Origin of the sequence: Methylotenera oryzisoli (assembly GCF_004661485.1) — a bacterium.
In the GTDB taxonomy this organism is placed as follows: domain Bacteria; phylum Pseudomonadota; class Gammaproteobacteria; order Burkholderiales; family Methylophilaceae; genus Methylotenera; species Methylotenera oryzisoli.
Window position 1 is genome coordinate 1 of the sequence record NZ_PQVH01000014.1, and the last position, 21,561, is coordinate 21,561.

A 21,561-nucleotide genomic window follows, 5' to 3' on the forward strand; every position below is an offset into this window, starting at 1 on the left:
TTAATGCGCCCGTTGTGATGACTAGAAGCAAATATAGATTAATGTAGCTTCACGTGTGCTTCAGTACGTTTTGCAATCATTCTAGCTAATGTTTGTAGTGCCATGCTCCAGAACCCATGTAGTGCCATCAAATGCAGCTTGTAGAGTGACTGGTACATCGTACGCGCAATCAAACCTTCAATAAATAAACTGCCGCCAGATAATGCGCCCATCAAATTACCTACGGTTGTGTAGCTACCTAGATTCACAAGAGAACCATAATCTCTGTATTTAAACTCAGGCAGGTCTGCCTTGCCAGCAACACGGTATTTTAATGTTTTAACTAACATACTCGCTTGCTGATGTGCGGACTGGGCACGTGGTGGCACGGTCACACCTTGACTGTGCCCTACCCACTGGCATGCCGCACAATCACCAAATGCAAAGATATTGTCATCCAGTGTTGTTTGTAACGTAGGTTTAACTACCAATTGGTTAATGCGGTTAGTTTCCAGCCCATCAATCTCACGAAGAAAGTCAGGCGCCTTAATACCTGCAGCCCAAACCACAAGTGCGGATGGAATAAAGCGGCCACTATGCGTCTGCACACCTTTACTTGTCACCTCAGTCACACGCTCACCCATATACAAGTGCACGCGTAGCTTTCTCAGCTCCAAGTCTACAGAATTAGAAAGTTTTTCCGGGAGCGCAGGCAACACACGCTCGCTCGCCTCAATTAATGAAATATGTACATCACGGTCTGGATCAATTTTATCCAGCCCATAAGCCGCTAATTCACGTGTTGTATTATGCAGTTCAGCTGAGAGCTCAACCCCGGTTGCACCAGCACCCACAATGACCACCTCTAACTGACCGGCTTGCACAGGCTCAGCCTGAGTTTGCGCACGCAATAACGCATTGTGTAAACGTCTGTGGAATTTTTCAGCCTGATCTTGCGTATCCAGTGCAATAGAGTGCTCACGCGCACCTTTAATACCAAAATCATTGGTAGTGCTGCCCACCGCTATCACCAAGGTGTCATATTTAATGGTGCGGCGTGGGATAACCTCTACACCGTCTTCATCATAGTTTGGCGCAATAGAGATTTCTTTTTTAGCGCGGTCCAGACTATCCATACTACCCAGGCGGAACTTAAAATGATGCCAATGTGCTTGCGCTAAATAAACTAGCTCATGCTTCTCTGGGTTCATACTGCCGGCAGCAATTTCATGCAGCAATGGCTTCCAGACATGCGTCTTTGATTTATCAATCAAAGTAATCACAGCCTTACCTTTACGCCCTAAACTATCGCCCAGCTTAGTTGCCAACTCCAAACCACCAGCTCCACCACCTACGATGACGATTTGATGCAGTTGCTCTGCTTCCGCTTTACCCATTTTGCACTCCCTGCATACACTATTATTAAACTCTTAAAATAAAAAAACGCTTACTGAATCTCAGTAAGCGTTTTCTATTTTTAAATCACTTACTCGTTCCCAGTGATTGCTGAATTGCTACGAATCCATGCAATAACTTTTAATACTTCATCTGGTTTCAGACCATCAGGTGGGTCAGCTTGCATTAAACCAAAGCCTTTAGCCCCCATACCACCGTTGGTACCATGCCAAATCGTTTCAAACATACCTTTGTTTGTCGCATTCTTAGCATATTTGAAATTCGGGCCTTGCAAGCTTGGGCCTACTGCACCTTCTGCGCGGCCGCCATGACAGGCTACACATGAATATAAGCTAAATTTCTTTTTGCCTGCCAGAATCTCAGCCTCAACACCAATGTATGGGTTTTTACCTGTTGCAATAAACTCTTTTGCAGCTGGCGTATCAAACAGTTTTGCGTCAATTTTTAACGCTGAACCATCTTGAGTTGTTACCAAATCAATCATCTTTATTTCTGAATCAGAACCTGCGCCAGCATCTGCACTTTTAGAGCTTGAACCTTGACCACATGCAGCAAGCATTGAAATGAGCGCCACTAAAAATAAATGTTTATTCATCATTCACTCGATTAATTATGAAAAGTTTAATAATAACGCATTTGGTCATAATAAAAAACGGTCGCAATCGCGACCGTTTTTTTACGACACAAAGCAATTAATTATTCGTTGCCAGTAATTTTGCTGTTGCTACGAATCCAAGCGATTACTTTCAACAAATCATCAGGTTTCAAGCCTTCTGAAGGATCTTCCGGCACCATCAAACCCAAACCTTTAGCACCCATACCACCATTAGTACCATGCCAAATCGTTTCAAACATACCTTTGTTTGTAAGGTTTTTAGCATACTTCATGATGTTACCGGTCAAGCCTGGTGCAATTGCACCTTCACCGTGACCACCATGACAGGCGTTACATGAGTACAGGTTGAATTTCTTCTTACCTGCTTTAATAGCATCTTCATTACCAATGTATGGGTTTTTACCTGTTGCTAAGAACTCTTTTGCAGCTGGCGTATCGAACAACTCTTTTTTAATATTTAAAGGTGCACCATCTTGCGTTGCTACTAGGTTAATGTCTGCTGCCTGCACATTTACAGATACTAAACCTGTTAATGCCAACATAGAAACTAATAATGTTGACGCTAAAGTTTTATTGCCTAACATGTTATCTCCTAATTTTAATTCACATAAAATGAGTTACGTCCTAATCATGCTAAGCGCATTCTTCAACGTATGGTCATTCAACGTAGGTATTTATATATCGGTTGACTTAACAACGCAAAATAAGCGCACATTTTACTCTGTTTTTGGGATTGCGTCACCGCGAGTTTCTTTATTAACTTCTTTTCCCTTACGATAAACTTTCATAATGCTGTCACCTTCAACAACAGGCATATGCGGGATACCGTAATCATCTAGAATTTTGTTAATTTTGTCTTTATTTCTTTCCAGCGCAGCATCAATCATTGCCATACGCTCTTTATCAGCTTTACGCACACCGACTGAGATGTTCCAGTTAGTTTTACCTTTAGCATTCACCATTTCATAATCTGGCACCATCACAACCTCTAGCGGCTCTTTTGATTGTTTAGCGAAGTAACCACCGATTGGGCCCCACATAATCGCTACATCAATATCACCAGCAAGCAAGTCATCAATTAAATAGCTAGGCGGTAAGTTGAGGTCGCGCTGCATACGATATGGTCTAGCATTCGGCATAAGGCCATAATCATTTAAAGCAATCGTTGCTGGGCTTTGACCCACAATACCAATAGTTGCTTTTTTAAGATCTGGGCTATCCCAACCAGTAATTTTCATACCGCTGCTTTTTTTGTAGACAAATACATGGCCTGCGCGATAGTACGGTTTTGATGTTCTTAATGCATCGTAATCTGATGTTGTACCCATAATGACATCACATTTTTTTGCACTCAGGGTATTTCTGATGAAACCCATTCTGTCGTACCAGAACGTAAAGGCAAGTTTCTTATTTAAATCATTTGCCAACACTTCAGCAATTTTATTTTCGAACCCTTCTAAATTCTTATTTGAATAGGGTAGGTTATCTTGGTCTGCACAGACTCTAAACTCTGTACCATCATCCACACGCTGCACTTCGCCAGCCCGGCCTGAAGAGTAAACATCTTCTGCCTGCACACTGCCTATTGCAAGAAAACCCATAATAAGACCAAGCAATTGCATTCTTTTAAACATTTTTATTCCTTATCATAAAAATGCGGCTCTTACTCCACCGCGCTATGTAATAGAGTAGTAACTTAATCAAAAGTTCTCCCTATTAAATCCCTCAAAACCGACATTCGACTATACAGGATAGCCTATGCATGAAACAGCAGATTTTCATGAATCTGGCTTAAATATTAGCTATTTCTTAATGGCTCTTTATTGAATCAACATGAGTACAAACTCAGCATGCCCAACCGCAAAGAATGCGCTATTCCTATCACGTCCTCAATAAAAAAACACCCCGACGAATCGGGGTGTTTTTAGTTACTACTTTGATACTAGCTTACGATATTAGCTAATAATTTTATTGTTTTTCAACAATCAATTATAGGCTGAATACGTTCAATGCACCGCCGCCAGGAGCAGCGTTGTATTTAACTAGTTCAGCATAACCACCAGCAGCACCTAAAGCGTCTGTTGGAGTAGTCATACCAAGGTTCATCGCAACACCAGCCCAGCCACCGATACCTGATAGCACGCCAACGTATTGTTTACCTTTGTTACCGTATGTGAATGCGTTACCAATCACGCCAGAACCAACTTGGAATTTCCAAAGTTCTTTACCTGATTTAGCATCAACAGCTTTGAACCAACGATCTAAAGTACCGTAGAACACTAGGTCAGTTGCAGTAGTTAAAGCACCACCCCAAGCTGAGAATTTCTCTTTGTTGTACCATACTTTTTTGTTTGTCATTGGATCATAAGCGCCGAAGCCACCCATAACACCGTCAGGACCTGGGAACATTGTTAATGTAGCACCAACCCATGGTTGACCAGCAACGTATTTAGACTCAACTGGCTCGTATGTCATACATACGTGGTTCAATGGAGAATATACTAGGCCAGTTTTTGGTGAGTATGCAGCTGGTTGTTGGTCTTTTGTACCCAATGCAGCTGGACATACGCCTTTAGCGTTGTAGTCTTGGTGAGTAGAAGCTGATGCCAATTTGTTTGGTACACCAGTTTTCATGTCAACGTCAGTTGCCCAGTTCACGAATGGGTGAACTTTTTGAGCAGCTTGTAATTTACCGTTGTGTGCATTCCATGTGTAAGCGAAGCCGTTACGGTCATGGTGCCAAGCGTATGTTTTACCACCTTTGTCGAACAAGATTACTTCGTTGATGCCGTCGTAGTCCCACTCGTCATGTGGAGTCATTTGCATACCCCATTTTGCAACGCCAGTGTCTAAGTCACGTGCGAATACAGTCATTGACCATTTGTTGTCGCCTGGACGTACGTCTGGGTTCCAAACTGATGGGTTACCTGTACCGTAGTAAACTAAGTTTGTACGTGCATCATATGGCCACCAGCCCCATACAGAGCCACCACCATGTTGCCAACCATCTTTAACTGCTTGTGGTTTCAACCATGTACGTGTACCTAGATCTTTTTCGCCAAACTTGATTTGGTCGTTAGGTAATTTTTTGAAAGAACCGCCTTCTTTGTTGCCGCCGTTTACGTCTTGGTAAACTGACAATGCACTGTATTCAGGAGTTTCTTTGTTGAAATCTGCACCGATCAACACTTCAGAATCTGGACCTGTTGAGTATGCTTTCCATGCTAAAGAACCATCTTTAGCGTTGTATGCTGCGATAAAGCAACGTACGCCGAACTCAGCACCTGAACAACCTGTCAATACTTTGTCTTTGATTACGTGTGGAGCGTTAGTGTTAGTCGCGCCAACTTTTGGATCGTTGATCAATGTTGACCATACTTTAGCACCAGTTTTAGCGTCTAAAGCTACTAAGTTACCATCGTTTTGTTGTAGGTAGATTTTACCGTCGCCGAAGCCAAGACCACGTGAAACGTTGTCACAGCACAATACAGCTTGTACTGATGGATCTTGTTTAGGGAAATATGACCATACGATTTTTTGGTTGTTGTCTAAATCTAAAGCGTATACGTTGTTTGGGAATGCTGTATGTACATACATCATGTTACCAACAACGATTGGTGAACCTTCGTGACCACGGTTTACACCAGTAGCGAATGTCCAAGCTGCTTTAAGATTTTTAACGTTGCCTTTGTTCACTTGTGACAAAGCGCTGTAACCGTTGTTGTTGTGCTGACCACGTGGGTGAGCCCAGTTGTTCGCGTCTTTCATTGCTGCTTCTTGATCTGCAGCGGCTGATGCTACTAAAGGCATCGCCATACCTGCTACCAAGCCAAGTGCTAACTTGATTTTGTTGATTTGCATATTAATCTCCAAAGTTAAACTACTAAGGTTTAAATAAATAGATTCATATCTAAAGCCAATAAATTTTTGATGTTCCTCAAAATTTTTACTAGCTTTTATGAATCTATTTGTAGCACACTTAATGTGCTTGAACAGAACTATAAACCAGTGAATCATGAATTGCAATACATTGTTTACAATTTATTTACATTTAACTTAACATATTGACGATTAGCACTCACAACTGCCGCAAAGCATTAGGCCAAAGAATACCAAAGTTTAAAAAAGTCATTTAAAATCAAACAGAAAGAGAAACTCCCGCATGCAAACCGATATTTACAAGTTGTATCCAGAACTTGATACATTTAAAGAATCTACGATTAAAGTGGATGATTTGCATGAAATTTACTATGAAGTTTGCGGCAACCCTGCGGGTGTGCCGGTAGTGTTCTTGCATGGCGGCCCCGGTAGCGGTTGCAACCCGACACAAAGACGCTTTTTTGACCCCAAGCATTACCGCATTATCCTACTTGACCAACGTGGTTGCGGGCGCAGCAAGCCTTTAGGTGAGACAAGCAACAATACCATTGATGACTTAGTGCATGATATTGATTTGATTCGCACACACTTAGGTATTGATAGATGGCTAGTATTTGGTGGCTCATGGGGCAGCACGCTTGGCATTGCTTACGCCTTAAAACATACACAACATGTAACTGGACTGATTCTACGCGGCATCTTTTTAAGTCGCGACAGTGAGCTTAATTGGTTTTTAAACGATGTAAAATCTTTTTACCCAGAACCTTGGGAGGCTTTATGTGACTACTTACCTGCGCACTCAAGAGCGAACCCGATTAACGCATACGAGAAACTCATTTTTTCGGACGATACAGCTATTAGCATCCCAGCTGCAATTCAATGGAACCAGTTTGAGAGTAGCATCATGACGTTATTGCCTAGACCCTCCAATGAACAGGAGGTGAATGGGGCTGTAGAATTGGCACGTGCCAGAGTGCAAATTCACTATATACAACAGCAATGTTTTGTTGGAGCGCGCGATTTACTAGCCGAAGCCAAGGAAAAACTATCCCATTTGCCTACCATTATCGTGCAAGGACGTTATGACATGGTTTGCCCGCCAATCACGGCTTGGGAGCTAAAGCGCGCAATGCCGCATGCTGAGTTACAATTTGTTGATGATGCAGGGCATTCTGCCATGGAGTCAGGCACCACATCAGCGCTGATTGCCGCGACTGAGAAATTTAAGAATTTAGATTAAACATACATTAATATTGAGAAAGTATAGTGCTAAGATTCTTAATAGATATTTGTCTTATACTTTCTCATTAATCGTATGCCAAGGTGACTTCACCGCAATATCTATACATGGAAATTTAAGCGTCATGCCTATCCATCAAGATTCAACTAAACACATCGCCGCATGAAGAAGATCACTTTCACTCCAAAACCAAATTTAGCGATACGTGACAACTTACGCAAAGCGATTAATATGCCTAGTGAGGTTTACGCTAACCAACGATATAACACGCCACTATTTGTATTTCATGAAATGTTTAAGGCGTTTCAACGGCACAACGCATTGGGCTTATCTGCATCCTTATCTTTTTATGCAATGTTTGCATTGATTCCTTTAGTACTGCTCATGTTTTTTCTATTGAGCCAGATTATTTTCAGCTCAGATTATGCAATTGTTAAACTGGCTATCATTACCAGCAACTTGGTTCCGCAATTTAGCAACGCCATCATGACCGAGGTTTACAGCACGGCGAAACACCAAGTCGCATGGGGCGCTTTGGGTCTATTCGTACTGCTTTGGACAGTAACACCGCTGGCTGGAGCGATGCGCGCGGCTTTTTACAGTATTGCAAGCCTGGTAGAGGCGCCATCATTTGTTAAAAGAAAGATAAAAGACATTTTTGCCATTATCGGCATGTTGCTACTCTTCTTTTTATTTACATTTGCCGGACTGATGCTCGAGAAGGTCATCATCTTTTTAGGGGCTAGCAGCCGCTTTATACATTACGAAACATTCACAACGTTAACCTCACTAGTGTTAACCACGCTGCTAATCAGCGCTTTCTATTTTGTATTCTTTCCTGCACGCTTATATATTAAGCATATCTTAATCGGCTCTTTATTCACCGCCATACTCTGGCTGCTGATGCGCCCTGCATTTACTTTATTTTTATCGATGAACGAATCATACGGGTCAATTTTTGGCAGCATGAAGAATCTGTTCATTTCTATCACTTGGCTCTATGTAAACTTTGCAGTGTTCTTACTCGGCACAGAACTGATTGCCACTTTAAGAAAAAAGGATGTCCTGCTCCTCAAGGGACTGTTTGATGAGTCATTAGAGCATCATGTGGCTACACAGTCTCACTATGTAAAGAAGCTGATGCAGCGCTATGGCAAGGTATATGCGCAAAATGACACTGTTTTCCAACATGGGGAAGCAACCGACCGCTTGTACTATTTGGTGTCAGGCGAGGTGCATATCATTAAACATGGCAAAGTGTTACGCACGGTGCATGCCGGCGAGTATTTTGGTGAAATAGCCATGCTATCCAACACACCAACGGTTGCAGAAGCAAAAGCCGCCTCAACTCAAGCAGAAATCATTACAATGAGCACTGATAATATTGAAACATTACTGCTAGACGAGCCTAAAGTCGCCATGAAGTTTTTACGCAAATTGGCAATCCGTCTGCAACAACAAGACGAATAGACGTCACTCTCATGCAATACAGAATTTGATATAGTTTAGGACAAATGATGGCAAAGCAAGCACCTTTCCCCCCTCAACCCAGCCAAGCTGAAATGCAACCTGTCCTGCATTTATTCAACTCTGGAAAAATGGCCGAAGCGGAACAAGCCGCAAAAAAACTGGCAAACCGCTACCCTAATACATTTATTCTGTATCAGATTCTAGGAATTGCTCAAGATAGCTTATCCAAACCGCAAGCGGCTATTGAAAGCTACAAAAAAGCATTATCGATTCAGCCCAATACGCCGGACCTGCATTTCAACTTAGGCATAGCACTTACCAACATTGGAGATTTACAAGGCGCTAGTGGCCATTATCAGCAGGCAATTGCATTACAGCCAAACTTCTTTGAAGCCTACGGCAACTTAGGCGCGCTATTACAAAAGCAGGGCTTATTGGAAGATGCGATCAAGAATTACCAGATAGCACTCAACATTCATGAAGATGCGCGTGGCCATTTTAATATGGGCACTGCATTACGCGATCAAGGTAAACTGGATGAAGCGATTAAACACTTTAAAGATGCAATTCGCTTGTTTCCTAACTATGCTGACGCGCACAACTATCTGGGTGAATGCTTGCGCGACCAAGGTAATATGGAAGATGCTGTTAAGAGCTACCTAGATACGCTCAAGCTCAACCCAGAACATGCCGGTGCAAATTACAATATGGGCGAGTTTTTATATCTGGCGAATCGCTTTGATGAAGCGGTTGAGCACTTTGAACGCTCACGCTTGGATGATTGGCAAGAACGAGCCTTGTATTGCACCTATAAAGCTGAGCACTTTGATGCATTTAAAACAAAGTTAGATGAAATTGTACGCACACACAAAAAGCATGATGCGCCATTTCTCGCTACGTTATCCTCACACTACGCCCGCAATTTTGGGGTAGAAGACCAGTATAACTTTTGTAAGAACGGTTTTGATTTTGTTTACCAAAACAGCATTGCAGAACTCGCAGAGCCTAATAGCCAATTTCTCAAAGACCTGCTTAATGACATAGACAACACTGCGATTGAAGTACGTGCACAGGGCATGATTATTAACGGCAAACAATCAGCCGGCAATTTATTTAAACGCCCGGAGGCATCCTTCAGAAAGCTGGGGGAGTTAGTTAAACAAGAGTTTATTAACTACAAAAACCGCTTTGCCGGCGCTGACTGTGAGCTGATTAAATCATTTCCGGAGGAACTGGAATTTACCAGTTCATGGTATGTACGATTACGCCGTGCGGGTTATGTAGATCGCCATATCCATGAAGTGGGTTGGATTAGTGGCGCTGTGTATCTGGTGTTACCTAAAGACCGCAAAGACCCGCTAGAGGGCTGCTTTGAATATGGGCTGCATGGTGACAATTACCCACAAAAGCACAATGACTTCCCTGTGGGTGTCGCATCACCTAATGTTGGCGACATTGTGCTGTTCCCGTCCTCGCTGTTTCATCGCACCATTCCGTTTAACTCAAATGAAGAACGAATTTGCATTGCGTTTGATTTAAAGCCACAAGGTGAGATTTTCAGGCGATCTAACTATTAAATAGTTAAACACATCTACCCACTAGGTGCTGATTTGATCTGCACCTAGTGGGTAGAAAGTTTGCACTCACTTACCGTCAAAGCTAATCTGCGTCAGGCTCTATAAGTTTACGCGCATCTTCAATCATAAATTCCAAACGCGCTTCGGCAATATCTACCTGTGTATCCATAATCGGGTCGATACACTTACTGCCGAAGATAATCTTACCTTCCAAGTTAGCTTGGCTAGTCAGGCGCGTATAGTCTTCCACGATACAGTTCTTGATTACTGCACCGCTCTCAACCACACAACTTGCGCCCAATACTGCAGGGCCGACAATCGTGGCGCCTGGCTCAATTTTAGTACTGCCGCCGATATAAACCGGTGGCGTAATGTTGACCCGATCAAAATCGACATTTAGATTAATCCCCACGTGCACGCCGGGTTTCACCTCGCGCCCCGGCATTTTAAAACCAGCGACTTCACCGTTTAATATTTGGCTGGTCACTGTCCATACATCCTGCACATTGCCAATATCTAGCCATTGAAACGGCAAGTTAATGCCGATAAAAGGCAGGTGTGCTTGCGCCAGTTTAGGGAACAATTCACCACCAATATCATAGGCAACACCAGAGGGAATGTAGTCAAAAATCTCCGGTTCAAAGATATAAATACCGGTATTGGCCAGATTAGAAATTGCGTCTTCTGGATCCGGTTTCTCTTGGAACTGTAAGATGCGATCATCTTCATCCAGCGCCACGATGCCGTATTTAAACACCTCATCATTCGGCACTTCACGAATAATAATGCTGGCAATCGCTTTTTTCTGGCGATGAATCTCTAGCGCTTTACTGATATCCAAATCGATCCAGGCATCGCCACACAGCACGATAAACGTTTCATCAAAAAAACCTGAAAAATCCTGAATCTTTTTCATGCCACCAGCTGAACCAACCGGTGAGCTGATAGCAATGCCAGACTCGACATACCCCTCGTATGAGTAAGCCATACTCACACCAAACTGCTCGCCATCTCTAAAATAGTTCTCGATAATTGGTGCCAAATGGCTGGTATTGACCATAATCTGATCAACACCATGCTTTTTAAGCAATTCAATCAGATACTCCATCACTGGCTTGCGTACCAATGGAATCATTGGCTTAGGAATTTCATGGGTGATGGGCTGTACTCTAGTACCTTTACCAGCCCCAAGTATCATTGCTTTCATGTTTTTCTTAACTTCAGATTTAATTATTTAATAGGCTCTATTATGCCTAATAAATAACAAGCTGACACGATTTGCTTAAGCAGAATGCGTCTGAAAGAAACAGAAGCGAGCATAGCTGGACCACGCAACCACCATTGAGTAGATTGCAGTGCAGCTAATGGTGTGTTGCCTTTTGTTGATACATGGCAGCATCCGCCGACTTGAGCAACTGATTGATTGTTTTTTCATTCCCTTTGAATAGCGTAATACCCAAACTAACAGTCACTTGGTGCTCAAATAACTGCAACTTAAAAGGCTGTTCTACAACTGCACGAATCTTGTCAGCTACCTGCATGGCTGCCGCATTAGCTTCTGTAAGCTCAGGACCCAACTCACTTAGAATAACAACGAACTCATCCCCTCCTAGGCGAGCAGCAGTATCTACATCCCGAACACAACTTTTGATTCTTTTCGCAACCTCAATCAAAAGCAAATCGCCAGCATCGTGGCCCTTTGTATCGTTAAGCGCCTTAAAGTTATCAATATCCAGGAAAATAACCGCACCATACTGTCCACTGCGCTCACTCACGGCCAAGGCTTGTTCAAGCCGGTCTAACATCAGCATCCGGTTAGGGATTCCCGTTAGTCCATCCTGATTGGCAAGCTTCCACAACATATTTTGGTGGTTAATATGTTTTAATCGGCCACGCTGAATAGCGCGCAAATACCTGTAAAGAATCGCCGAAGAGGCTAATGACAATACAGCCATTAACCCTATCAAGCCATAACTTAAGTCAGTCCAGCCGGCTTGTCTGGTCATTAATATTAAAAAAGGCTCACCCATAGTGGCCAACGATTTTTGATGTTTAAAAACTGGGAATATCGCCACCTCGATTGCGCTGCGGGTACGCCCAGCCACAGAAAACAGCTGACCTTTTGAGTCTTGCACGGTGAAGTCTTTATGATAAACCGTCGCGGTAAAGCCATCTCGCATCAGATTATCGCCCGGCCGCTGCAGCTTATCTGCATCGATAATCATATCAACGATCATGTTTTCTTCTGACTTTATCGGGCAGAACACTACATAAGCAAGATTCCCCTGTATCAGTCTGAATGGATGACTCGCGACTGGACGCCGCAGTGTAATTGCCTGAGTCACTGCACTTTCAAGAAAAGGGACACTGGACACATCCAAGCCAATAATTTCATTTGAGCTTGATGACAGCGACTCCATATAAATGACTGGGTAATAAAATGGCTTATCTTGAGGATGCTCCCACCCGCGATGCCCACCAAAAGAAAATGCCTTAAGCGTAAAGTCAGGAGTGCCACTGAGCCGCCTGCTGATAATGAAATCTTGGAGTTGTTTCTTTGCTACTTTTTGTATAATTTCTAATGCAAAAATTTGATCATTAGTATCAATCACACTTCTGACATACACCGAGACTTTTTCAGGACTGGTATTACCAATGGCTGCAAACAGCGCAGAAAAACCCTTCAACACTGTTTCGCTACTCACCATACTTCTGTTGAGCTTATCTACGTAGTCCTCACCATGTTCAGTGAAGCTTTTTTCAGCATCGCGGAGATTAAGATTAACCACTGCCCACAGCGCCACCAAGCAAAGTGACACCCAAACCACTAAAGCTATCAAGATAGCTAGGGTTGAAATTGGTTTAATATCATTTAACTTAGCGTTCATCACACCCCGCTAACCAATCAGGACTAAAGCAAAGCTCACTCACTTGCCACCCACTTACCGCGGCCATTGATGATGAGCGATCAACTCACGGTGGCAACACTCTACAAACGAGAGATGCACACATCATGCTACACCTCGCTTACTACCTCTGCAAACAAGTATCCTCGTGGCGCTGCAGTTTTGCAACCACCCTAAAGCATGCATCGCTTCATTTTTATGCAAAACTATGCATCAGACGAAAAGGTAAATGCACCCGCGCAAACCAATACTTTTTAGTAATGGATATCCTGATAGTTATTAACAATTGCCTGAATTTCTGCACGCTGCTCTAACAATACATCAACGCAATCTGCGTCCAGTTTACCAAGTTCTACCATATGCTTTAGCTCAGCAAATGCATCGTCTAGTGGCCAGCCTGACTTATACGGCCTGCTACTGACCAGTGCATCCAATACATCGGCTGTTGTAACAATACGCCCCTCAATAGGTATAGCGTCACCTTTAACTCCTTTAGGATACCCCGAGCCATCCATCAACTCATGATGGAATGCCACAATATTACGCATCACCTTAGATTCGGCAAGCTGCTGTAAGTTAAAGTCGCCTAGTATCTTCTCAATAATCTCAATACCTTTTTCAACATGCGTTTGCATGATTTCTTTCTCGTCGGGGTCTAGCCTACCTTCTTTTAGTAATATTTTGTCTGGAATACCAATCTTGCCAATATCATGTAAGGGTGCAAACAGGTATACATGCTCAACAAACTCATCTGCCAGCCCCAGTTTGTTTGCTACGCCTTTTGCAATCACCCTAGAGTAGCGCGCCATTCTTTCAATATGTGCCCCAGTCTCAAAATCTCTGAGGTTTGTCAGTTCCTTAGCCATTTCAACCGAGGCAATCACCGTACGCAACGCCGTCATCTCAGTAGATAGCGTCATATTAATCAAACTTGAAAACAGCAGCAGGTCACGCTGAGTTTGTGGGGTAAAAGCGGCAGACGCGGCAGAATCAAAAAACAAGAAACCAAGAAGCACACCTTGGTCATACATTGGAATCGTAAATGACGATTGATAGCCCTGCTCCAGCAGCCAAGCAGAATGCTGATTAGTTGGTTGAATGGACTCTTGAATAGAGTCAATCACGCGTGGGCTACCGCTTAACGCAATATCTGATAGGGACATGCTGTCGCCCAGCTTAATTTCATAGCCTGAAATCGGCACGCCTTGCCTAGTGCTATTGACAAAGGTTTTTAACCGATCCTCTTTAGCATCATAAATCGCGCATCCAATTCGATCTACTACAGGCACAGACTCTAGCATCCGATCATGCAAATGGCTCAAACGCTCATTTAAGGTATCGCCATGCTTTGTTACATCAAGTAATTGGGGATTTATCATATCTTCTTAGTATTATTGACCAATAGAACACTATTATGGGACTGGCTTTTTCATAAACATTAGGCAATTTGTACCGGATGCCTCAAACACTTCGCTACATGGCATGCGCCTGCTTTGAAAATTTAACGCGCGGCACCCATAAGGAAAGTTTGGCTTATATGTAATGAAATAATGAGCACAACGAGAGCATAACTTAGTATCAAGATGATTTGAATCATTAACCATAGGTTTTATTTGCAAAAAAATAGCTACTTCTCAGTAGCCAAAACACGGCGCATCCATCACCCATGATGTTGCGTCCAACAAAAGCACCAACCACTGCCTTCAGCACTAAAGGCCGCTATCAATCAACTCTGCGCAAGCCAGAAACTCACCCGCGACAGCCTACAGTCAGCTCAACTCTCCGCATACAGAACCAACAGCCAGCTTAGGCGCGGCGTCTAAGTTCAAAAGCGGTTTTTTGGTAATCATGCGCAGCTAATGGATGGTGCACTACACCATCTTGCATTACGACTTCTTCAGGCAAAGGTAACTCGTTGATTGCACGTTTCAATGCAAGCTTAGTTGCCTCGTAATTCCAGTCTTGGATTTTATTGTCATCGGCTGCATCCCAATGAATAAAAACCCCAACACAAATGAACAAGTCATTTGCTTCACCAATAGGAATCAAACCTTCTTTCACGCTATCAGCGACGGCCTGCGCAACCCCACACTGAGCGGGACCAAACATCTGAACAGCCTGCTTAGCGTTCTTGATATCAACTTTATTAAACATCACCGTGGCTGGTTTAGCCATCATATTAGGCGCAAGCACTGCCAATAAACCATTCACACCACGTTTTTGATTAGTCAGTGTATTACAAAATGCTGTTTCAGCTGGGCTGCCGCGTGGGCCGATGATTAAGTCGACATGGGCAACCTCATTGCCCTCACCATACAAGGCTTCGCCGACAAACACCTTGTTGATTTTCATTGTGTTCATGATAAACCTCTCACTTAATCTGCTATTGGTAAGCACATTGAAAGATTTATCACTCTTCATCGTTAGCTACAATCGGTATTACGGTAAGGAGCATTCAAGTAGCTATCGACCAAATTCAATCACTTACCTCAAGCTATCTCCTCAATAACTAAGACTGCTGTTAAGCAAGAGAGTTCTGGTTAAACTAGCAAGCTGGGCACAAAATCGTTAATTGATATTACGCAGAAATACATCGTGAATGGCTTTAACCCGGGTAGGCTTTAACAGGATATCCGTCACATTAAGAGACTTAAGTTCGTACAACAATTCTTCAGTAATTGCGCTCGTCATTACAACTATCGGCACACTTTTATCTGTTAATGTCATGCCATTTCTTATCAGCTCAATAAAGTGCTTTTCTTCATGCTCTTGACCCATGCCAATAATAATTAATTCAAAAGCATTGGTCTGACATAAATTGTTGGCTGTAGCCAAATTTGCTGTTTCCATCACACTCGCTTTAGCGGTTTGATTCGCTAACAATGCAAAGACACTTCTGATCATATATTCAGAATCGTATAACAACACTAACGGTAATTTAGAGTCTTTGTAGGCATGTAGTGACATAGGCTTTACCAATTAATGATTACTGACCGATAGACTTGTCCCTATTTGCCACAAGCTCAGTAACTACCATCTGCCTTAGCGTAGACAAAATACTAAGATCATTTTCATCCAGCGTTCTGGGCTTTCTGTCTATCAGGCAAAAAGAGCCTACAGCCTCGCCTGTGGGAAGCACCAACTGTGCCCCGGCATAAAAACGAATATGCGGCTCTCCTATCACTAATGGATTGTCATGAAAGCGCACATCTTGGGCTGCATCCTCAATCACCATAATCTGATCTTGCAAAATGGCATGACCACAAAAAGAAATGTCTCTGGATGAACTGCAAAAATCAGTGCCGAACGTAGATTTACACCATTGTCTATCGTCATCAATCAACGAAAGTAGCACAATAGGCACATCAAACTCAAAGGCGGCAAATGCCGTGATTCGGTTAAACCGCTCTTCAGGTGGCGTATCCAGAATAAGCAACGCCCTCAACGCTTGCAATCGTTTGTCTTCATCATGAGGTATGGGCGCTGCGATCATAAAATTAGTCTACCATAAGCATTATTGAGGGGTTATTCCATCACGACTAAACGATACTATAACCATTTAAATAACTATACAAAAAATAAGCGTTATTTCATGGTCAGCTTGTGAACCACAACGGCACACCAATACACTCTACTTGTTTTTAAGCTTACCAATGCTAATGGCTAGTTCACTTCTATTCTCTGCACCAAGCCCACCAAACCATTGCGGCCAGACTTAACAGCATCTTCATAAGCAGTGCGCCTGCCGTTCAGACAATTTCAATCACCCGCACCGCTTTACCCATGCTTAGTAGCTGTTTTTCATGACACCAGGCCAACACTACTCGAAAATAAGGCGTCTCTTCGTCATTGGAATGATGCCGCATGAGCGTGAATCGGAATAAATAAGAATCTGCTTCATGCACTGTATTTTAAATATTTTGCATACTTTCTTTACTCTGCCACCAATGACCTGCTCCCCGTTTGCCCATCCCATCAACTATACCTCTTCAACCTTATCACTCATCAGGTTTGTACATAGGATTTAAGTATAACTTCCTTCAAAAAAATATATATTACAAACATAATATATATTTGACACCATAATTTTTAAGTCGCATAATTAAATTATATTCATAATATATAACACAATTAACTACACACACAAAAACTAAAGGATACTAAAATGAAACCAAATCACTTAATAATGAGCTTAGCTATCACCCTATCGGTAATGAGCACACAAGCGAGAGCGTTAGACACAACAGCAGTGCTAAACTTAGAAACAGCAAAAAAAATGGCGGCCGGCTGTCAAGCTAAAGCCATGGAAAAGGGGTGGAGAATGAGCATCACGATTGTGGACGCAGGTGCCAACCCTGTATATTTCCAACGTATGGATGGCGCATATATTGCATCTGCAGAGCTCTCACAACTTAAAGCCGAAAACTCTGCAAAGATGCAAATGCCTACTTCTTTATTTGAAGAGTTTGCCTATGGTAAAGACAAAAAAGGTGGCCTTGCCCCAGGTTTAGCAGAGTTGCCAGGATTTGTTACATTAGCTGGTGGCATTCCTTTTAAAACGAGTAAAGATTTTCTTGGCGCAATTGGCGTGAGCGGAGGCTATCCAAACGAAGATGCCGAATGCGCACAAGCAGGTATCGACGCTGTTAAATCACTTTTGAAATAACCAATCATAAGAGCCACTAAAATGAACATGAAACCACTCCTACTATCAATCTTATCCGCATTAGTTATGAGTGCTTGTGGAGAATCAGCAAAGCATGATATTTCAACCGGCATGGGTGCTCAGCCTACACTCCCAGAGCCAGTAAAAACCCTAATACCAACTGTGCATGTAGCAGCTGTAGTGGGGTGGAATAACGCAAACAAACCAAACGCAGCACCAGGTCTTAAGGTGAGTGCGTTTGCCGCTGGGTTAGAGCATCCGCGTTGGTTATATGAGTTGCCTAACGGTGATATTTTAGTGGCTGAAACCAACTTTGAGATGCAAGGGTTAGAGGGCAGCATTAAAGGTTGGTTTGCCAAATACTTTCTGACTAAAGCTGGTGCAACAGGTGTCAGCCCTGACCGTATTAGCTTACTTAGAGATGCCGATGGCAATGGCGAAGCAGAGACCAAAACAACCTTCATAGAGGGCTTGCACTCCCCCTTTGGGATGGCGCTTATTGGCAATACCTTTTATGTGGCAAATGCAGACAGTATTGTGAGTTTTCCATATAAAAATGGCGAATCCAACATCAAAACAGCGCCCACCAAGTTGATTGATTTGCCAGGCTTACCGCTTAATCATCACTGGACGAAAAATATTTTAGCCAATGCCGATGGCACTAAACTGTATGTCACTGTAGGTTCTAATAGTAATATTGGCGAAAACGGCATGGACATCGAGAAGGATAGAGCAGCCATTCTTGAGGTGGATATTCAAGCTAAAAATTATCGCACTTACGCATCGGGTTTACGTAACCCTAATGGCCTTGCTTTGGAATCAGAAACTAAGCAGCTATGGACCGTAGTGAATGAGCGTGATGAAATCGGCAGCGATTTAGTGCCTGATTATTTAACTTCCGTTCAAGAAAATGGATTCTATGGTTGGCCGTATAGTTATTATGGTCAGCATGTCGATCAACGTGTGCAACCACAAAACCCTGAGCTTGTTGCTAAAGCCATCAAACCGGATTATGCGCTTGGTGCACATACAGCCTCATTAGGTTTAGCGGATGCAAAAGGCAATAATCTTGGGGCACAATATGCGCAAGGCATGTTTATTGGTCAACATGGCTCATGGAACAGAAGACCTTACAGCGGATATAGAGTGATTTTTATTCCCTTTGCTGGCGGTAAGCCATCAGGTAAACCTATCGATGTACTCACCGACTTTATTGATGCTAATGGCGATGCGCAAGGCCGCCCAGTAGGTGTGTTAGTTCAAAAAACAGGTAGTTTACTAGTGGCAGACGATGCAGGGAATAGGGTATGGCGAGTTTCGGCACAGTAGTTAGTAAGTCATTTGAGGAAAAGCAATGAAAGTGAGCAAAGAAAAGGCTGTTGAGAACCGGGAGTTAGTGCTGGATACGGCGGCAACTTTATTCAGACAAGTAGGCTTTGATGGTGTCGGTGTTGCTGACATCATGAAAAAAGCTGGGCTCACGGTGGGTGGTTTTTACAACAACTTTGAATCAAAAGAAGACCTCATTGCAAAAGCGTGCGACAAGGTTGGTGTAAAGTCATTACAACGTTGGCAGGCACATATCGATAATCCGGATATCGCCGACCCACTCAAACGTATTGGCTCCTCTTATCTTTCCGCAAAGAACCGTGACGACCTAAGCTCCACCTGTATATTCTCAACATTAGGTGCAGAAGTACCTAGACGCGACCTTATCGTACAACAAGTGTTCGCGCAAGGCGTTGAATCCACAATCGAGCTACTCAGCACACTGGTTGAAGGTAAATCGGAAGCTGAGAAGCGAAATAATGCGATAGCAATGTTCTCGCAATGGTTGGGTGCACTCATCTTATCAAGAGCGGCATCCGCCAGCCCATTATCAGACGAAATTCTAGAAGTCGCAAGAAAATCATCTCACCTAGAGTAATACAAAGGAACTCATATGAAATACACAACACTAGGCAGAAAATCAGGATTGCGCGTATCCGAATTAGCCTTAGGTACTGGCAATTTTGGTACCGGATGGGGGCATGGCGCAGAACCAGCAGAAGCTAAAAAAATCTTCGACATGTATGCCAATGCTGGTGGCAATTTTATTGATACCGCTAACGTGTATCAATTCGGGCAGTCTGAAACCCTGTTAGGGGATTTCATTGCCTCAGACCGAGATCACTTTGTCATTGCTACCAAATACACCAACGGTACGGACTCAAGCGCCAGAATTTCAGAAAAGGGAAACAACCGCAAAAATATGATGCGCGCGGTAGAAGAAAGTCTAAAACGATTAAAAACGGACCATATTGATCTGTTCTGGGTGCACATCAGCGATGGCATGACGCCCATGGAGGAAATCATGCGTGGGTTTGATGATCTGGTCAGTGCGGGGAAAATTCTTTATGCGGGGCTCTCAAACTTTCCAGCTTGGCGCATTGCGCGCGCAGATATCATGGCAGATTTACGCGGTTGGGCGCCAATTGTAGCCATTCAAACAGAATATAGTCTGGCAGAACGTACAGCCGAGCGTGAACTGATTCCAATGGCTGAAGCACTAGGTTTAGCGATCACCACTTGGTCACCTCTAGGTGGCGGATTCTTAACGGGTAAATACAGAGAAGCATCTACGGATAATCGATTAAGCAAATTAGGCATGCTCGTCCATACCGAAAAAACTCAAAAAGACACCTTATTAATCAATACGATTTTCGATATCGCAAAAGAGGAAAACGCGACGGCGACGCACATTGCTATCGCTTGGTTGCTTTATAAAGCATCGCACTCAAACACAGCGTTAATTCCAATATTAGGGTCAAGAACGGCTGAACAATTAAATGCCACCCTCAGAAGTCTCGATGTAGTGTTGAATGAAAACCAAATAAACAGGCTAGATACAGCCAGCGCCATTACTCTCGGCGTTCCGCATGAACAGATAGGGGCATCTGCAAACAATCTAGCTGCGGGCAATCAAGTAAACTTTTATTTAGGTCGCGCTGATTAACGGTCGATTCAAAGCCCAATCTAGGCAACTTCCCGATTGAGGGAGCCGTTAGATCGACATAAGTCACATCCATAAATCATCATGCGAAAATCGTGTAATGAGCTTAATCCACTACGATAAGCACATCGTAATGTTAGAAATCAGATAGTAAAAAAAAAGACTCAAGAGATTAGCCTTGAGTCTTTCTATAAATGGTGGCCCCCTGTGAGTCGAACACAGCACCAACGGATTATGAGTGCAAGTGAGTGGTCACTATCACCTCAGAAAGCCACAGAATTGTAAGTAATTTTTTGACCGACCCTGCATTGTATTCTGCCAACCGAACCTATACCGAACATTTTTGTAAAGAATCACGCTTAGTTATGAAATAAAATCCATTAAAAACAATCAGTTGAGACTGTCTTTCTCCGAACCTAACCCGATCCTGTGTTGAAATGCAAAACCCACAAGAAGTCACATATGAAGTGATATGTGATGCTTTGGAATCAACACTGAATTCCAGCCACCTTTGCCTACCCGATTGCCTACGTAATGCTTATATGAAATTGGATCTTTAGGATTCTTACATTTATGGCGATGCTGATTACAAAAGTGACATGCAGCAACAATATTACTTTCACCGTCTTTACCGCCATCTTGTCTAGCTAATAAATGTTCGGCAGTGCATTTAAATAAAGCTGCACCTTTGGCAGTAATTTTGTATTTCTTTGCAAACGCTTCAGGATCATCCGTCCACATCGGTAATTCACAATAGATGCAGCGACCTTGTTGAAGATTAAAAGCTTTAGTACGGGATTTGATTAAGGTTGTCGGCATA

Annotated in this window: 19 protein-coding genes; 7 read left to right on the forward strand and 12 right to left on the reverse strand. The window is 43.0% G+C overall.

The features are described from left to right. Positions 1 to 38: 38 nt before the first annotated feature. The 5 genes from C3Y98_RS11155 to C3Y98_RS11175 all read right to left on the reverse strand — a co-directional run bounded on the left by C3Y98_RS11155 (position 39) and on the right by C3Y98_RS11175 (position 5,872). Positions 39 to 1,376, reverse strand: coding sequence for an NAD(P)/FAD-dependent oxidoreductase (locus C3Y98_RS11155; RefSeq protein ID WP_135278676.1), 1,338 nt, complete (start codon positions 1,374 to 1,376; stop codon positions 39 to 41). A gap of 89 nt (positions 1,377 to 1,465) precedes the next feature. Continuing rightward, positions 1,466 to 1,990: a c-type cytochrome gene (locus C3Y98_RS11160; protein ID WP_135278819.1), complete on the reverse strand. Its 525-nt coding sequence runs from the start codon at positions 1,988 to 1,990 to the stop codon at positions 1,466 to 1,468. Between the two features lie 101 nt (positions 1,991 to 2,091). Continuing rightward, positions 2,092 to 2,595, reverse strand: a complete 504-nt coding sequence (locus C3Y98_RS11165) for a c-type cytochrome (RefSeq protein WP_135278677.1) — start codon at positions 2,593 to 2,595, stop codon at positions 2,092 to 2,094. Positions 2,596 to 2,727: 132 nt separating this feature from the next. Beyond that, positions 2,728 to 3,645, reverse strand: coding sequence for a quinoprotein dehydrogenase-associated putative ABC transporter substrate-binding protein (locus tag C3Y98_RS11170; protein ID WP_135278678.1), 918 nt, complete (start codon positions 3,643 to 3,645; stop codon positions 2,728 to 2,730). Between the two features lie 355 nt (positions 3,646 to 4,000). Continuing rightward, a complete protein-coding gene (locus tag C3Y98_RS11175) occupies positions 4,001 to 5,872 on the reverse strand; it encodes an outer membrane protein assembly factor BamB family protein (RefSeq protein ID WP_135278679.1) in 1,872 nt (623 codons plus the stop codon). A gap of 301 nt (positions 5,873 to 6,173) precedes the next feature. Between C3Y98_RS11175 and pip the strand changes: the two genes are divergently transcribed. The 3 genes from pip (at position 6,174) to C3Y98_RS11190 (ending at position 10,177) form a co-directional block, all read left to right on the forward strand. Further along, positions 6,174 to 7,130 (forward strand): prolyl aminopeptidase, encoded by a 957-nt coding sequence (gene pip, locus C3Y98_RS11180; RefSeq protein WP_135278680.1) that lies wholly within the window; start codon positions 6,174 to 6,176, stop codon positions 7,128 to 7,130. A gap of 162 nt (positions 7,131 to 7,292) precedes the next feature. Beyond that, positions 7,293 to 8,600 (forward strand): YhjD/YihY/BrkB family envelope integrity protein, encoded by a 1,308-nt coding sequence (locus C3Y98_RS11185; protein ID WP_135278681.1) that lies wholly within the window; start codon positions 7,293 to 7,295, stop codon positions 8,598 to 8,600. A gap of 47 nt (positions 8,601 to 8,647) precedes the next feature. Further along, a complete protein-coding gene (locus tag C3Y98_RS11190) occupies positions 8,648 to 10,177 on the forward strand; it encodes a 2OG-Fe(II) oxygenase family protein (RefSeq protein ID WP_135278682.1) in 1,530 nt (509 codons plus the stop codon). 82 nt (positions 10,178 to 10,259) lie between these two features. On the opposite strand, the gene C3Y98_RS11195 is transcribed toward C3Y98_RS11190, so the two are convergent. From C3Y98_RS11195 to C3Y98_RS11225, 6 genes are all read right to left on the reverse strand, one after another. Then, the gene (locus C3Y98_RS11195) at positions 10,260 to 11,384 is read right to left on the reverse strand and encodes a nucleotidyltransferase family protein (protein ID WP_135278683.1); all 1,125 of its coding nucleotides are present in this window, start codon (positions 11,382 to 11,384) and stop codon (positions 10,260 to 10,262) included. A gap of 154 nt (positions 11,385 to 11,538) precedes the next feature. Next, a complete protein-coding gene (locus tag C3Y98_RS11200) occupies positions 11,539 to 13,065 on the reverse strand; it encodes a diguanylate cyclase domain-containing protein (protein ID WP_245234371.1) in 1,527 nt (508 codons plus the stop codon). A 272-nt stretch (positions 13,066 to 13,337) separates the two neighbouring features. After that, positions 13,338 to 14,462, reverse strand: coding sequence for an HD domain-containing phosphohydrolase (locus tag C3Y98_RS11205; RefSeq protein WP_135278685.1), 1,125 nt, complete (start codon positions 14,460 to 14,462; stop codon positions 13,338 to 13,340). Positions 14,463 to 14,889: 427 nt separating this feature from the next. Then, entirely contained in the window at positions 14,890 to 15,444 is a 555-nt protein-coding gene (gene fae / locus C3Y98_RS11215; protein ID WP_135278687.1) for a formaldehyde-activating enzyme, read from the reverse strand. Positions 15,445 to 15,651: 207 nt separating this feature from the next. Then, positions 15,652 to 16,050 (reverse strand): response regulator, encoded by a 399-nt coding sequence (locus C3Y98_RS11220; protein ID WP_135278688.1) that lies wholly within the window; start codon positions 16,048 to 16,050, stop codon positions 15,652 to 15,654. Between the two features lie 19 nt (positions 16,051 to 16,069). Then, entirely contained in the window at positions 16,070 to 16,576 is a 507-nt protein-coding gene (locus tag C3Y98_RS11225; RefSeq protein ID WP_135278689.1) for a GAF domain-containing protein, read from the reverse strand. Between the two features lie 672 nt (positions 16,577 to 17,248). On the opposite strand from C3Y98_RS11225, the gene C3Y98_RS11230 reads away from it, so the two are divergent. Genes C3Y98_RS11230 through C3Y98_RS11245 form a run of 4 tightly spaced genes read left to right on the forward strand, consistent with a single transcriptional unit; the run spans position 17,249 to position 20,744 of the window. Beyond that, entirely contained in the window at positions 17,249 to 17,749 is a 501-nt protein-coding gene (locus tag C3Y98_RS11230; RefSeq protein WP_135278690.1) for a GlcG/HbpS family heme-binding protein, read from the forward strand. Between the two features lie 21 nt (positions 17,750 to 17,770). Beyond that, positions 17,771 to 19,078, forward strand: coding sequence for a PQQ-dependent sugar dehydrogenase (locus C3Y98_RS11235; protein WP_425339471.1), 1,308 nt, complete (start codon positions 17,771 to 17,773; stop codon positions 19,076 to 19,078). Between the two features lie 25 nt (positions 19,079 to 19,103). Then, positions 19,104 to 19,676, forward strand: a complete 573-nt coding sequence (locus tag C3Y98_RS11240) for a TetR/AcrR family transcriptional regulator (RefSeq protein WP_135278691.1) — start codon at positions 19,104 to 19,106, stop codon at positions 19,674 to 19,676. Positions 19,677 to 19,691: 15 nt separating this feature from the next. After that, on the forward strand, positions 19,692 to 20,744 hold the full coding sequence (locus C3Y98_RS11245; protein ID WP_135278692.1) for an aldo/keto reductase: 1,053 nt from the start codon (positions 19,692 to 19,694) through the stop codon (positions 20,742 to 20,744). Between the two features lie 453 nt (positions 20,745 to 21,197). Here C3Y98_RS11245 and C3Y98_RS11250 read toward each other — a convergent pair whose 3' ends face one another. Next, a complete protein-coding gene (locus C3Y98_RS11250; protein ID WP_135278693.1) occupies positions 21,198 to 21,560 on the reverse strand; it encodes an HNH endonuclease in 363 nt (120 codons plus the stop codon). Between the last annotated feature and the right edge of the window lies 1 nt (position 21,561).